We start from the raw sequence: 14,457 nt of genomic DNA, 5'->3' as shown, positions 1-14,457 counted from the left end.
TTTGAGGTATAAGTTTATGTAATAGTAATAATGCATTAGGCATCATATTATTATTTTTAACATTAAATTTAATTGGTTTAATAATAGGAATTTCTTTATTATATAATAAAAATAAGCAAAATGTAGATAACAAAAAAATATTAATAGTAATATCAAAATAGAAGAATTAAGTTAAACATTCCTTTTTAGAAATTTTAATATTAAATTAAAAAATCATACCTTAATTTAATACAATTAAAAAATGGGCGGTTGTCAAAGTTACAAAATAATTTTTGCTTTTATCCCTTTATGTACTATTTTTAAATTTTATCACATAAATGGAGATAAAAGCCTATCTAGGAAATTATCACCACATGTATATAAATCAAACACAAAATTATAGTTTCAAAACACAATATTCATTTATATGCAGCTTCTTTTGCATATAAATGAATATTGTGTTTTGAAACTTTTATGTGTGTTCGGAAAGTTCGTCGGATGTGTTTTCATTCAGATTCAATCTGGTTTGTGTTTACACCTGTTGATGACACATACCCAACTTCATGATTTTGGAATAGCAACCTTTTTTAGGACTATTTTTTGGTAGACATTTGTGCTTGGTGTTTTATGGGGGTTAAGTAGTTTAGAGTGCTGTGGATTTTTATGTTGTTGTATCAATTTATATAATCAAATAATTCTAATTTTAATTGGATTAATGATGTAAAATTTTTATCATTATTAAACTCTGTTTTGAAAGTTTTGAAAGTTGCTTCAGCAACAGCGTTATCATAAGGACAACCTTTTTTGTTTAAAGAGTGGGTAATATTGAAGGCTAATAAAACTATTGATAAACTTTTATTATTAAATTCATTACCGCGATCGCTATGAAATATTTCAATATTTTTTAAACAACGATTTGAGCACATAAATGCTTGATATACTAATGATGCATCTTTTTTAGTACCTACACTATGTCCAATAATTTCGCGATTGTACAAGTCGATTAATAAGCAAATATAGTTTCATTTACCATTAACTTGAAAATAAGTTAATCACTAACAATAACTTCATTTTTAAGCCTATTATTAAAGTCTCTATTAACAAGATTAGTAATTTGACTATCATTGACTTTATTATGATAATTTTTGTATGATAAGGTAATATGTTTTAGAGATTTTTAGAGGCTTTTTAATAATCTGTGTATCTTTGTTTTACAAAGTTACTAGTTTAGATTAATTCTATCTTCAAATTTTATCATAAAATGAGCAATTGCTGTATTTCAATTTTGAATGGGCATTGTTCATTTTTTTTGTTATATTTTCAATTGCTAAGTAAAATATTTTGAAAACTGCCATATCATTTGGAAAAACTTTTTTATTTCTAATAACTTTTCGTAATTGACTATTAACAGATTCAATAGCATTTGTTGTATAAATCACTCTTTTGATTTCTGCAGGATAACTAATAAAAACCATTAAATTATCTCAATTTTTATATCACGATTTAGCAATTTGAGGATATTGTTTATTTCATTTACTTTCAAAAGTTTCTAAAGCTTGCATTGCTTGTTCTTCGCTACATGCACTATAAATTGGTTTTAAATCTGTAACTAGTTATTTTCTATGTTTGTATGAAACATATTTTAAACTATTTCTAATTTGATGAACTATGCATAATTGATGTTCGGTTTTAGGATAAACTGATTGTATTGCTTCTGACATTCCTGTTAAATTGTCACTACAAGCAATAAGAATATCATTTAAGCCTCGATTTTTCATTTTTGTGAAATTAGATAATCAAAACTTAGAACCTTCATTTTCACTAATTCATAAACCTAAAAAATCTTTTTTACCTTCTAAATCAACTCCTAATGCTATATAAAATGATTTGTTAATAATGCGTTTATCTTGTCGTACTTTAACTACTATACAATCAAAATAAACAATCGGATAAACACTTTCTAATGGCCGATTTTGTCATGCTTTAACATCATCAATAACATCATCAGTAATTTGACTAATAACACTTTCACTAATATCAGCACCATGATATAACTCTTGTAACTGCATTCTAATATCTGATAAAGTCATGCCTTTGACATATAATGAAAGAACTTGTTGATCAAAACCATCAAATCTTCTTTGTCTTTTTGCAACTATTACTGGCTCAAAATTACTATTACGATCTCGTGGTACATTAATCTCAATTTTACCTTGTTGGGTTATTAATTTTTTTGAATTTATACCATTGCGAGCATTATCACTATTATTATGTTGATTTTTTTCATATCCTAAATAATTTTGCATTTCAGAATTCAAAATTATTTCAACTAATCTTTTTGTTAATTCTTTATATAAACCTCCCTCTTTAAATACGGTTGTTAAATCTTCATTATTTTCTAATAATAAATCTACTGCTTTTGATATTGGATCATTATTATTAATATTTTGTTTTTTAGACATACGTAACTCACTCTTTCTAGTTATTTAATTTTATTTACTAGAATTAATTAAACATAGTTATTTTTGTAAGTTACACAGATTACTAAACATTACCGATTTGACTATCATTGACTTTATTATGATAATTTTTGTATGATAATTTAGTGTATTTTGATATTAAATTATGTTTATTCATAATTTTTTTAATTTTTCGTCTTGATAAATTAATTTTCTTTTCTTTTAGAACAACTTTTAATCTTCTTGTTCCATAAGCTTCTTTATTTTCTTTAAAAGCACTAATAACAGCTTCATAATACATATTATTTTGAATTTTATCTTCTTTTTTCTTGAAATTAAAATAATATGTTGATTTAGAGATTTTTAAAAAAGGAGACATTGTACGAATTTTATATTTAACTTTATTTTTGATAATAATTTCTATTTTCTGCCTATTATTAGTGCTGATTGCTTTAAAATATCATTTTCCATTCTTAATTTTTTTAATTCTTTTCTTAATTTAATTAATTCATTTTCTTCAACAGAACGGTTATCTTTGGTTTTAAAACTGCCTGAATTAGTAAATTGCTTAATTAAATTATAAGTAGCTGCTCTTGTAACATTGTACTCTTTAGCAAGACAAGACACTGACTTATCACTTTGATATAAAGTTACTATTTGTTTTTTAAATTAATCTGAATATGAGTTAATATTGGCCATAATTATAACTCCTTTCTTTTAACTAATTTGTTCACTTGTCTACGTAATTAGTGTTCAATAAAGTGTAACCCATCCATTTACGATTTCATGTTTGTGATAGAAGTTTTTGAAAATTCCATATCCCTTCCAATAATCCGTAAATAGAAAACACCCAGTAGAAATGTGTTTCAATGCAAATCATAAAAGGTTTTTCTCATCTGCTTTTTTCAATACTTTCACAATTAGTTTGTTGCTGGTTTTATCATAAACTCCAACAATCAAGGTTTTAAAAAACAAGGATCTTCCTTGTTGAATAAAACCTACATGTGAAAGATAAATTTCATCCATCTGTGCTGTGCCATCATCAATGAACCCTGCATCTTGATTCCAAATTCTAGTTCTGATTTCATGACCCATTCTTCAAGTTGTTTTATATGTCACACCCAATTCCCTTGCAACATCTGTTGATGGTATACCATGCTTTGTGTTTATTCATCTAAAGATTAGATAAAAACAAGATGTCAAAGGTGTTTGTGACTTGTGAAAAATGGTGTCATGAAGAAGAAACATTCAAACTAGAAGAAGCACACCTAATACATTTCATTACTTTCAACTTCACTATATATTTCAAAAAATCGTTTTCATTTTGAAATATGCTATTGAATTCATTTTAATTCATTTTTTCCTCCACACTAGTACATGTGGGGATAATTTCCAAAATAAATACAGAGACACAATTATTATAAATTAAAAATTTAGTTGTTTTTTTAAAAAAACAAAAAAATAAAACTTATTAAATATACTTTAATAAGAATTTTTGTTGTGTATAAATATTAAATTTATTTTAGTAATTTTTAAAAATAAGCATTTTAGTTGCATTTAAGTTAAAAAAATTATATCATTTAGATACAATTTCATAAAAACCCAAATTATTTCTTGTCTAAAAAATAATAAGACTATATAATTTTTGATTTATTCCGGATTTTTGACAATCTCCCAAATAAAATAATAATAAGTATTATGATATTAAAGTATGACTTAAAAATATTTAAATGAAACTTGCAAAAAAGTAATTATTTTAAAGCTGATTGATAAATTATTAAGATATTTTTGTTGAAGATAAATCATAAAATTTACCTTTAATAATATATACTATTGTTTCACAAATGTTAACTAAGTGATCACCTAGTCTTTCAATATACATCAACTGTTGCATTGTTGATGTATATTGAGAGAGTTGATCATTATTTTTGTTTACTTTTAACATATTGACAATGTTTTTCATTGATTCACGAAAACGATTATCAATATCAATATCATATTCTGCTGCTTGATAAGCTTTATTAATATCATTTTCATTTATAGATTCACCAATTAAATCCATCATTTTAAATACTTTTTTCATTAATCCTGATAATTGAGATGTTAATTTAATTTCTGGTTTATATTTGACATTAAATTTGGATAAATTTTTAGCATAATTTGAAATACGTTCTAAATCACGAATAATATTCATATAGCCAATAATAGTACGTAAGTCAGTAGCAAAAGGATTTTGTTGAGCAATACTTCAAATTGCAGTAATTGTTAAACTTTCAGCGACTGTTCTAATTTCTTTATCGGTTTCAACAATTCTTTTTGACATGTCAAAATCTTGTGTTTCCATTGCTATTAAAGCGTCTTTATGTTCTTTTTTTACTTCTTTTAATAAAGTTAATAAGTTTTGTTTTAAATTTATGATATCTAAATCAAATCTACGGTTAATTATTTTCATTTTTTCCTCCTTTCTCTATAATTAATTATATATATTTTTAACCAAATCTGCCGGTAATATAATCTTCTGTTCTTTTATCTTTTGGTCGTGAAAATATTTTTTTAGTATTATTATATTCAATGACTTCTCCATTTAAGAAAAAGGCAGTTTTATCAGAAATTCGTGCTGCTTGTTGCATTGAATGTGTAACAACAATAATTGTAAAGTCTGATTTTAAATCATTCATTAAGTCTTCAATTTTAGATGCGGCAATCGGATCTAGAGCTGAAGTTGGTTCATCCATTAATAGTACTTCTGGTTTTAGGGCAATAGCGCGAGCAATACATAAACGTTGTTGTTGTCCACCTGATAATGATAATGCTGAATCGAATAATTGTTGAGCAACTTCATCTCATAAAGCCGCTTTTTTTAAAGCATCTTCGACAATTTGATTTAGAATCTTTTTATTTTTAATGCCTTGATTTTTTGGGCCATATGCCACATTTTCATAAATTGACATTGGAAAGGGATTAGGTTTTTGAAATACCATTCCAACTTTAGTTCGTAATGAAATAATATTTTTTTTATTTTCATAAATATCTTCATTATTAAATAATATTTGTCCATTAATTTTAACACCATCAATTAAATCATTCATTCTATTTAAAGTTCGTAGTAATGTTGATTTGCCACAACCACTTGGTCCAATAAAAGCGGTTACTTGATTACGACTTATTTCTAAATTTATATTAAATAAAGCCTGTTTTTTGCCATGATTATAGAAGAAATTTAAATTTTTAATAGTAAAAACATAATTACTTTTTGGAATATTTTCTATATTTGATAAATTATTTGATTTTTTATTAAATTTATCTTTCGCTTTTAAAAAGTAAGGTTTAATTACATTTACTTTTCTTTTTTTATTGCTATTCGCTGATTCTTTCTTGCTTTCATTTTTTCTTTTAATAATTCAATTGAGCATTTTGTTTTCACCCCGATTCCTGTTGTTAAACTTTTTTCAAAATGTTTTGCTATAAAGTTTAAAATAAATATTAGTATAACTGTTATTAGTGCTGTTTGGTACATTATTCCTAATTTATTAGGGTCATTTGATTCTTTATTAACTAATAAAATATGGGTTGTTAAAGTTTGTCCTGAACTTAAGAAACCTTTATTGGGAAAAGCAACAGTGCTTCCTAATGTTAGATAAACTGGTGCTGATTCACCAATAATTCTACCCATTGATAAAATCATACTAGTAATAATGCCACCAATGGCAGCTGGAATAACTACTTTTCTTATTGTTTCAAATTTACTAGCACCTAGTGCTAATGATGCTTCGCGATATTCAATAGGTACTGATTTTAATGTATCTTCTACTGCTTTAATAATAAGTGGTAAAATAACAATTGTTAATGTTAAACTAGCAGCAATTGCTGAGAAACTTATTTGTAAGAAAGTAATAAAAAAAGTAAATCCAAACATACCAAAGATAATTGATGGCGTAGAAGCTAAGGTATTTAGCACAAAACGTAATATTGAAGCAAATCAACCATTTTTGGCATATTCGTGAAGATAAATTGCACCAATAATACCTAATGGCATAGCAATAGTAATTGTTGTTAATACCAATAAACATGTCATTGTGATAATTGATAAGTAACCTTCATCACCAGTTGTTCAAATTAAAGCTGCAAAATTAAAATTGAAAATGCTACTACCAGCATTACCACTAATGTTGAAGATACCATTAATAATAATATCACCAATAATTCAAATAATTAATCCCATAGTAATAAAACAAGATAGCCCCATAAAGAATAATCGAAAATAGTCTTTAAAGTGTTTTCAGCCTTGATTTTTAATAGTTTTTTCACTAATAGTTAACATTAGTTGATTATCAGATAGATTTATTTTTTTTAAATTATAATTTCGTGGTTTTTTATGACCTTTTGCTTTTTTATCACTACGTTTATAAATTATTAAAACAATAAAGTTAATTATTGAAACTATAATAAATAAAAATAAACCAATTCCATATAATGCTGATATTTGTTGAGAACTAACTGCTTCTCCAATTTCTAGTCCAATTACTCCCGCTAAAGTAGAAATTGAACTAAATAAAAATGCAAGTGGACCATGTGCAAAATTTGGGGTTAGAGTACTATTACCAGCAATCATAACAACGGCCATTGTTTCGCCGATGACTCTTCCAAATCCAAAAATTATTGCACCAATGATTTTGGTTTTTGCCGCTTTAAAAATGACTTTAAAACTAGTGTCAGTCCTGCTAATACCTAGTGCTAATGATGCATATAGATAAGATTTTGGTACTCGAGTAGTAGCATTAACAGATAATGAAATAATTGTTGGTAATGCCATCATTGATAAAATAAAACTTGCAGTCATCATATTTTCTTTGGTTGGTGCTCCCATTTTTACAAAAATAGGACCAATGGTCATTAAACCAAAAGCACCAAAAACAACTGAAGGAATACCAGATAATAATTCTACTAAAGTTAATGTTGTTTTTTTTAATTTTGGTGGTAAAAATTCACATATAAATAATGATGTTAGTAAGCTTAAAGGAATAGCAAGTATCATTGAAAATAGTGCAACTCAAAAAGTGGCAACGATAAAGGCAATAATACCAAAACTATTAGCACTAGGTAATCATTTACTATTTCCTAACATTTTAAATCAATTTAGAAAACTCATATTACTAAATGTTTGACCGATAATAAAACCAATTAATAATGAAGCGGCAATTAGTGCTAATGAAGATATAGACAATACACAAATTTTAGCAATCAGATCATAAGTATGTTTTTTTTGTTCACTAATAAAAACATTTTTTGAATCATGATTTTTATTAAAATGATTAAAAGTTATTTTATGTCAAAACTTTTTAAAAGATTTGGATTTCATTTATTAATACTCCTTTATGGAAAATTGTTTAATCACTGATTTAAATCATAATTTAATTTGTCAGTTAATGGTACTGCTGATTGTGCGTACTGAGCTTCTGAAAAAGTAGGAACTACGTATTCGTTATGACCTGGATAGTCAGGAATAAACAAGAATTTTAGAAATTTAACTAAAGTATTAATTTGTTTAAAATTTTTATTTATTAAACCTGTAAATAGTCGTGATAACTGATAAGTACCATTTTTAATGGTATCTAAACTTGGAGCAATATTTTCTCAATTAGCAATATGAATATTAGTGAATTGTTTATTCGAATCTAATTGTTTTTTATCTGAATATGAACTATAGCTAACACCACCACTAGACATATTAAACATTTGTGTACTTGAATTAACAGTTATTGCTTGTGGATAATATGCTTTTGAATCACCCAGAACTTTTTCATTAAAAACATCTCGTGTTCCTGAACCATTTTCTCTAGTATAAGGTAAAATTTTGAGGTCACAAGTTGGTTTGATTCAACCTTGATTTGGTTCTGAAGTATTTTGTGGAAATAAATCTCTTCAGAAAATAGAAGATTTAGTTAAATACATTTTTTTTACTTTATCTTGTGTAAAATTTAGAGGTTTATTATTACCTAAGCAATCTTGTGGCAAATTATAAACTAAAATCATGCCATCTTTTGATAAAACAAAAGAAATTAAATTATTATTAAGAGTTGTATATTCTTTTGAAAGTCAGCCAATACCAAACATATTTTTATTAACGGGAATTACTGCTGCATCTGAACCTAAACTGTTATAAGTAAAGTCTGATTCTTTATGATTATCGGGATAGCCTTCCATTAATGTATGCATTAAAGGTGCTACTGAAGTTGAACCGCCCATAATAAAATAGGGTTTATGACTAACTAAAGTTACAATAAAAATACTAATCATTGTGATTAATCAAAATAATGACAAAATTCTTTTTTTTAGCATATAAATCCACCCAACTGAGAGTTTTCTTTATCATACACGTATTATAACAATATAATTGATAAAAACTAGAAAAATTATTTCATTTTTATAAAAAATGTAGTTTCTAGACTATATTATTAATATTTTTTTAGTAATTAAAAAATGGTATTAAATTAACTTAATACCATTTTATTAAATATTTTTAATTTAATATAAAAAATAAAAGAAAAGTATTTTTTTCTTTTATTAGTATTCTTTATTTATATATTTCAAAAGATAAAATAACTTTATTTTTTATTATCTAAAGCATTATTTTTCTTTAAAGTTTTTAAAGTACGAGCGCTAATCATTAAAGTTTTTCCACCAATTTTTACTGGTTGTAAGTTTGGATTTCATTTTCTTCTAGAAGAGTTCATCGCATGCGAACGGTTGTTACCAGTTAGTGGACCAATACCACTTAAAGCACATTTTCTTGCCATAGTTATTTTCTCCTTATTAATGTTTTAACTAATAAATAATACCATATTTATTTATTTATTTTAAAAAAAATTAAAATTTATTTGTAAAAAATTGAATATTTACTATAACATTATTTTAATAAGAAAAATTTAAATTATATATGGAAATTATCCCCACATGTACTAGTGTGGAGGAAAAAATGAATTGAAATGAATTCAATAGCATATTTCAAAATGAAAACGATTGTTTGAAATATATAGCGAAGTTGAAAGTAATGAAATGTATCAGGTGTGCTTCTTCTAGTTTGAATGTTTCTGATTTGAGAAGAATAAGATGTTTGAAATGTCATCAAACATTTATTATTCTTCATGACACCATTTTTAACAAGTCACAAACACCTTTGACATCTTGGTTTTATCTCATCTTTAGATGAATAAACACAAAGCATGGTATACTATCAATAGATGTTGCAAGGGAATTGGGTGTGACATATAAAACAGTTTGAAAAATGGTGTCATGAAATCAGAACTAGAATTTGGAATAAAGATGCAGGGTTCATTGATGATGGCACAGCACAAATGGATGAAATGTATCTTTCACATGTAGGTTTTATTCAACAAGGATCTTCCTTGTTGAATAAAACCTTGATTGTTGGATTTTATGAGAAAACCAGCAACAAACTAATTGTGAAAGTATTGAAAAAAGCAGATGAGAAAAACCTTTTATGATTTGCATTGAAACACATTTCTACTGGGTGTTGTCTATTTACGGATTCTTGGAAGGGATATGGAAGTTTCAAAAACTTCTATCACAAACATGAAATCGTAAATCATGAAGTTGGGTATGTGTCATCAACAGGTGTAAACACAAACCAGATTGAATCTGTATGAAAACAAATCCCACGAACTTTTCGAACACACATAAAAGTTTTAAAAGACAATATTCATTTATATGCAAATAAAGCTGCATATAAATTCAATAAGATACCTAGTTTTGAAACTATAATTTTGTGTTTGATTTAGATACATGTGGGGATAATTTCCTAGATAGGCTTTTATCTCCATTTATGTGATAAAATTTAAAACAGTACATAAAGGGATAAAAGCCTTATATATTTTTTTTAAAAAAATAAAAAATATGTTATAAATAAACTATATTATACAAATTTTTAAGAAATCTTGGAGGAAAAAAATGAATTGTATTATTTATGCTGTGCAAATTGATGATGAAAAAAAGATTGGTTTACATGCACGACCAATAGCCAAAATTGCAATTGCTATTAGTAAGTATAAAAATATTGAGGTAGAAGTCATTAAATTACCTGATAATGCAGATATTACGAAATCAGTAAAACTTACTGGTAATGAAACTAAAGTTAAAGCTAAGTCAGTTCTTAATTTTCTAGGTTTACAAGCAAAAAATTTTAGTAAAATTGCTTTTATTATTACAAAAATGGATGAGAAAGAAGAAGATAAAAAACTTGAAGAAGTTAAATGAGAAATTATTTCTTTATTAAAAGAAGAAAAATTAATAAAGTAAATGGTTTTAAAATATTAAATTATATAAATGGAGGCATTTAATGAGCGAAATTAACAAAAATAAAGAAATAATAATTTCAGAACAAGGTTTAGAAAAGTTAAAAACTGAATTATATAAACGAATTAATGTTGAACGTGAATCAATAAAAGAACGATTAAAAGCAGCTAGGGCTGATGGTGATTTATCAGAAAATGCTGATTATACTAGTGCGCGTGAAGAGCAAGGCAAAAATGAAGCACGCATTCAAGAACTTGAAACGATTATTACTAGTGCTGTTATTCTTGAAGAACAAAAACAACGTAAAAATAGTAATATCAAAGCAGTTCGTGTTGGTAGTTGAGTAACAATTGTAAAAATTAAAGATGGTAAAATTGTTAATGAAACAAAAGAAAAATTTAAAATTGTTGGAAGTATTGAAAGTAATCCATTTGAAGGATTAATTTCAAATGAGTGCCCATTAGCAGTATCAATTATGAATTGTGTTGTTGGTGATATTGTTGATATTAAAGGTATTAAAGAAACATATAGGTTAAAAATTATAGAAGTAAAAAATCAATTATAAGTTTTGTTTTCTTTAGTATTTAAATTACTTTGTTGTTTGATTTTTTCAAAATTATTATATGGGATTTTTAAGCAATCATTTAGTAATTCTTTTATGTTATAATTTTCAATATTAAATTTTTCACATATTTTTTTTAAAGAAAGTTTAGTTTCAAAGTATGTTTCATCATTTTTAATAGTTATACCTTCTTTAATAATTTTATTTTTTAAGTAATTAATTTCAGTTATATATGATGAATTTGGTAATTTTTTTTATTAATTTCAAATTTTGGTAAATTAAAAGTTGCTGTTATTACTCATGGGATATCTATTTTTTTAGATGCAACTGCATTATGGTAACCATTTTTTAAAAATTCTTGTAATTATTTAGAAAAAATGGTTACTTTTGAACTATTGTAAATTGAATGTTGAACATTAATTAGATCTTTTTGATTATAATCAATCATTATTTCTAAATTTAAACGTTTACTTTTTAATTTAAAAGTATTATTTTTTAATATTGTTTTTATAATTTCATATGATTTTGGCATATAAATATCCTTTCTTTTTTTTAACTTATTAATAATTATGGCTTTTATCCCTTTATGTACTATTTTTAAATTTTATCACATAAATGGAGATAAAAGCCTATCTAGGAAATTATCTCCACATGTATCTAAATCAAACACAAAATTATAGTTTCAAAACTAGGTATCTTATTGAATTTATATGCAGCTTCTTTTGCATATAAATGAATATTGTGTTTTGAAACTTTTATGTGTGTTCGAAAAGTTCGTCGGATGTGTTTTCATGCAGATTAAATCTGGTTTGTGTTTACACCTGTTGATGACACATACCCAACTTCATGATTTACGATTTCATGTTTGTGATAGAAGTTTTTGAAACTTCCATATCCCCTCCAAGAATCCGTAAATAGACAACACCCAGTAGAAATGTGTTTCAATGCAAATCATAAAAAGTTTTTCTCATCTGCTTTTTTCAATACTTTCACAATTAGTTTGTTGCTGGTTTTCTCATAAACTCCAAAAATCAAGGTTTTATTCAACAAGGATATTCCTTGTTGAATAAAACCTACATGTGAAAGATACATTTCATCTATCTGTGCTGTGCCATCATCAATGAACCCTGCATCTTGATTCCAAATTCTAGTTCTGATTTCATGACCCATTCTTCAAGCTTTTTTATATTTCACACCCAATTCCCTTGCAACATCTGTTGATGGTATACAATGCTTTGTGTTTATTCATCTAAAGATGAGATAAAACCAAGATGTCAAAGGTGTTTGTGACTTGTGAAAAATGGTGTCATGAAGAATACTAAATGTTTGATGACATTTCAAACATCTTATTCTTCTCAAATCAGAAACATTCAAACTAGAAGAAGCGCACCTGATACATTTTATTACTTTCAACTTCGCTATATATTTCAAACAATCGTTTTCATTTTGAAATATGCTATTGAATTCATTTCAATTCATTTTTTCCTCCACACTAGTACATGTGGGGATAATTTCCATAATTATTTAATACTAAATTAATTATATATTATGTTGGATTTTAATGTAGTAATAGGAGTTTTAAATAACATTATAAGTTTAATTTAAAAAGATATTATTAAAATATTATTATTTTAGAATAATAAGTTATTTGGTGTACGAGGAAAAGGAATAACATCTTTAATATTATTAATACCAGTAATAAACATTAAAAATCTTTCTAGACCTAAACCAAAACCAGCACTTGGTGCATATCCATATTTTCTTAAATCAAAATATCATTGTAGATCATTACCTTCAATTTTGAATTGGGTTTTATTTTTTAGTAATTGTTCATAATTATCTTCACGAACAGAACCACCAATTAATTCACCAATCCCTGGAACTAATAAATCCATAGCTGCAACTGTTTTTTGTTGTGGATTATTACTATCAATTGGATTAAGTTTCATGTAAAAAGCTTTGATGGTTTGTGGATAGTTAATAACAAAAGTTGGTTGTTTAGTTATTTCTTCACATAAATATCTTTCATGTTCTGATTGTAAATCAATTCCTCATTTAATTTCATTAAATTCAAATTTTTTTCCTTTTTTTTGTGCATTTAAAAGTAATTCAATGACTTCTGTATAAGTAATAACTTTAAAATCAGAGTTAAAATCGGCAATTTTTTCTAATTTTTCAATTAGTGATTGTTCATTTTTAGTTTCTTGTTTTTGTTCTAAGAATTTTAATTCTGAATTACAATTATTTAGAACATCTCTAATAACAGTTTTTATTAGTTTTTGGGCTAGTATAATGTTATCTTGTAGATTACTAAAGGTAAATTCTGGTTCTACCATTCAAAATTCTGCTGCGTGACGTGTAGTATTAGATTTTTCAGCACGAAATGTTGGTCCAAATGTGTAAACTTTTTGTAAAGATTGAGCGTAGGCTTCAGCATTTAACTGACCACTAACAGTTAATGAGGCTTTTTTCCCAAAAAAATCCTTTTCATATTTATCATTAGTTATAGTAGTAACAATAAAATTTTCACCAGCACCTTCAGCATCATTAGCTGTAATAAGAGGACTATGTAGGTAAATAAATTGATTATCATGGAAAAATTTATGAATAGATCATGATACTTGATCACGAATTCTAAATAATGAAAAGAAAGTATTAGTACGAACACGTAAGTGTGCGTGTTCACGAAGAAATTCATTTGTATGTTCTTTTTTTTGGATTGGATAATCATTAGCGCATATGTTGTAGACAGTAGCAGTAATTACTTTTAGTTCAAATGGTTGTTTCGCATTTGGTGTTAAAATTAAATTACCAGTAATAGTAACAGCACTACCAGTAGTAACATTAGTTAAATTGTTATTATTTTCTAAATTTGGATCATATACTACTTGTAAGTTATTAATTGAAGAACCATCGTTTAAATCTAAAAACCCAACTTTTTTACTATTTCGATTAGAACGAACCCAACCGTTAACAGTTACTTGTGTTGGTATTTTTTTAGTTTTATTGTTACTATTAATAAATAAATTATTAATTGTGTAAATCATTATTGTTCCTCCTATTTATTTTTATATAATAAATAAATTATATATTAACTATTATCTTAGTAGGGAATTATTTATGATTTTTTTCATTAATATTTGG

General features: G+C 25.7%; 18 protein-coding genes and 1 pseudogene. 5 read left to right on the top strand and 14 right to left on the bottom strand.

Annotated features, from left to right (window positions below):
- The first annotated feature begins 241 nt into the window (after positions 1-241).
- Complete coding sequence (locus AC6I4F_RS04410) at positions 242-382, top strand: hypothetical protein (RefSeq protein ID WP_497874554.1); 141 nt, start codon at positions 242-244, stop codon at positions 380-382.
- Here the strand turns inward: AC6I4F_RS04410 and AC6I4F_RS04405 are convergent.
- The 11 genes and pseudogenes from AC6I4F_RS04405 to rpmB all read right to left on the bottom strand — a co-directional run bounded on the left by AC6I4F_RS04405 (position 336) and on the right by rpmB (position 9,235).
- Entirely contained in the window at positions 336-560 is a 225-nt protein-coding gene (locus tag AC6I4F_RS04405) for a hypothetical protein (protein WP_497874553.1), read from the bottom strand. The genes AC6I4F_RS04410 and AC6I4F_RS04405 overlap by 47 nt on opposite strands.
- A gap of 12 nt (positions 561-572) precedes the next feature.
- Entirely contained in the window at positions 573-986 is a 414-nt protein-coding gene (locus AC6I4F_RS04400) for a transposase (RefSeq protein ID WP_497874663.1), read from the bottom strand.
- Between the two features lie 215 nt (positions 987-1,201).
- A pseudogene (locus AC6I4F_RS04395) lies at positions 1,202-2,441 on the bottom strand (IS256 family transposase).
- Positions 2,442-2,523: 82 nt separating this feature from the next.
- Complete coding sequence (locus tag AC6I4F_RS04390; protein ID WP_497874552.1) at positions 2,524-2,817, bottom strand: IS3 family transposase; 294 nt, start codon at positions 2,815-2,817, stop codon at positions 2,524-2,526.
- A gap of 41 nt (positions 2,818-2,858) precedes the next feature.
- Positions 2,859-3,065 (bottom strand): hypothetical protein, encoded by a 207-nt coding sequence (locus AC6I4F_RS04385; protein ID WP_497874551.1) that lies wholly within the window; start codon positions 3,063-3,065, stop codon positions 2,859-2,861.
- Positions 3,066-3,176: 111 nt separating this feature from the next.
- Positions 3,177-3,686 (bottom strand): hypothetical protein, encoded by a 510-nt coding sequence (locus tag AC6I4F_RS04380; protein ID WP_497874550.1) that lies wholly within the window; start codon positions 3,684-3,686, stop codon positions 3,177-3,179.
- 529 nt (positions 3,687-4,215) lie between these two features.
- Positions 4,216-4,890, bottom strand: a complete 675-nt coding sequence (phoU, locus tag AC6I4F_RS04375; RefSeq protein ID WP_497874549.1) for a phosphate signaling complex protein PhoU — start codon at positions 4,888-4,890, stop codon at positions 4,216-4,218.
- 37 nt (positions 4,891-4,927) lie between these two features.
- Positions 4,928-5,851, bottom strand: coding sequence for a phosphate ABC transporter ATP-binding protein PstB (pstB, locus tag AC6I4F_RS04370; protein ID WP_497874548.1), 924 nt, complete (start codon positions 5,849-5,851; stop codon positions 4,928-4,930).
- Positions 5,776-7,797: a phosphate ABC transporter permease PstA gene (pstA, locus tag AC6I4F_RS04365; RefSeq protein ID WP_497874547.1), complete on the bottom strand. Its 2,022-nt coding sequence runs from the start codon at positions 7,795-7,797 to the stop codon at positions 5,776-5,778. Before pstA ends, pstB begins: the two co-directional genes overlap by 76 nt.
- 14 nt (positions 7,798-7,811) lie before the next feature.
- The gene (locus AC6I4F_RS04360; protein WP_497874811.1) at positions 7,812-8,777 is read right to left on the bottom strand and encodes a PstS family phosphate ABC transporter substrate-binding protein; all 966 of its coding nucleotides are present in this window, start codon (positions 8,775-8,777) and stop codon (positions 7,812-7,814) included.
- A gap of 266 nt (positions 8,778-9,043) precedes the next feature.
- Positions 9,044-9,235, bottom strand: a complete 192-nt coding sequence (rpmB, locus tag AC6I4F_RS04355; RefSeq protein WP_497874545.1) for a 50S ribosomal protein L28 — start codon at positions 9,233-9,235, stop codon at positions 9,044-9,046.
- A gap of 140 nt (positions 9,236-9,375) precedes the next feature.
- Between rpmB and AC6I4F_RS04350 the strand changes: the two genes are divergently transcribed.
- The 4 genes from AC6I4F_RS04350 to greA all read left to right on the top strand — a co-directional run bounded on the left by AC6I4F_RS04350 (position 9,376) and on the right by greA (position 11,316).
- Complete coding sequence (locus AC6I4F_RS04350; protein ID WP_497874544.1) at positions 9,376-9,747, top strand: transposase; 372 nt, start codon at positions 9,376-9,378, stop codon at positions 9,745-9,747.
- Entirely contained in the window at positions 9,680-10,237 is a 558-nt protein-coding gene (locus AC6I4F_RS04345; protein WP_497874543.1) for an IS1595 family transposase, read from the top strand. Before AC6I4F_RS04350 ends, AC6I4F_RS04345 begins: the two co-directional genes overlap by 68 nt.
- Before the next feature lie 169 nt (positions 10,238-10,406).
- Positions 10,407-10,754, top strand: a complete 348-nt coding sequence (locus AC6I4F_RS04340) for an HPr family phosphocarrier protein (protein ID WP_497874542.1) — start codon at positions 10,407-10,409, stop codon at positions 10,752-10,754.
- Between the two features lie 40 nt (positions 10,755-10,794).
- Positions 10,795-11,316, top strand: coding sequence for a transcription elongation factor GreA (greA, locus tag AC6I4F_RS04335; protein WP_497874541.1), 522 nt, complete (start codon positions 10,795-10,797; stop codon positions 11,314-11,316).
- Positions 11,317-11,677: 361 nt separating this feature from the next.
- Here greA and AC6I4F_RS04330 read toward each other — a convergent pair whose 3' ends face one another.
- The 3 genes from AC6I4F_RS04330 to asnS all read right to left on the bottom strand — a co-directional run bounded on the left by AC6I4F_RS04330 (position 11,678) and on the right by asnS (position 14,360).
- Entirely contained in the window at positions 11,678-11,845 is a 168-nt protein-coding gene (locus AC6I4F_RS04330) for a hypothetical protein (protein ID WP_497874540.1), read from the bottom strand.
- A gap of 266 nt (positions 11,846-12,111) precedes the next feature.
- Positions 12,112-12,831, bottom strand: coding sequence for an IS1595 family transposase (locus AC6I4F_RS04325; protein WP_497874539.1), 720 nt, complete (start codon positions 12,829-12,831; stop codon positions 12,112-12,114).
- A gap of 113 nt (positions 12,832-12,944) precedes the next feature.
- Positions 12,945-14,360 (bottom strand): asparagine--tRNA ligase, encoded by a 1,416-nt coding sequence (gene asnS / locus AC6I4F_RS04320; RefSeq protein ID WP_497874538.1) that lies wholly within the window; start codon positions 14,358-14,360, stop codon positions 12,945-12,947.
- Positions 14,361-14,457: the final 97 nt, after the last annotated feature.

Source organism: Spiroplasma ixodetis (genome assembly GCF_059729505.1).
This window is presented reverse-complemented; position numbering and strand designations above follow the sequence as displayed.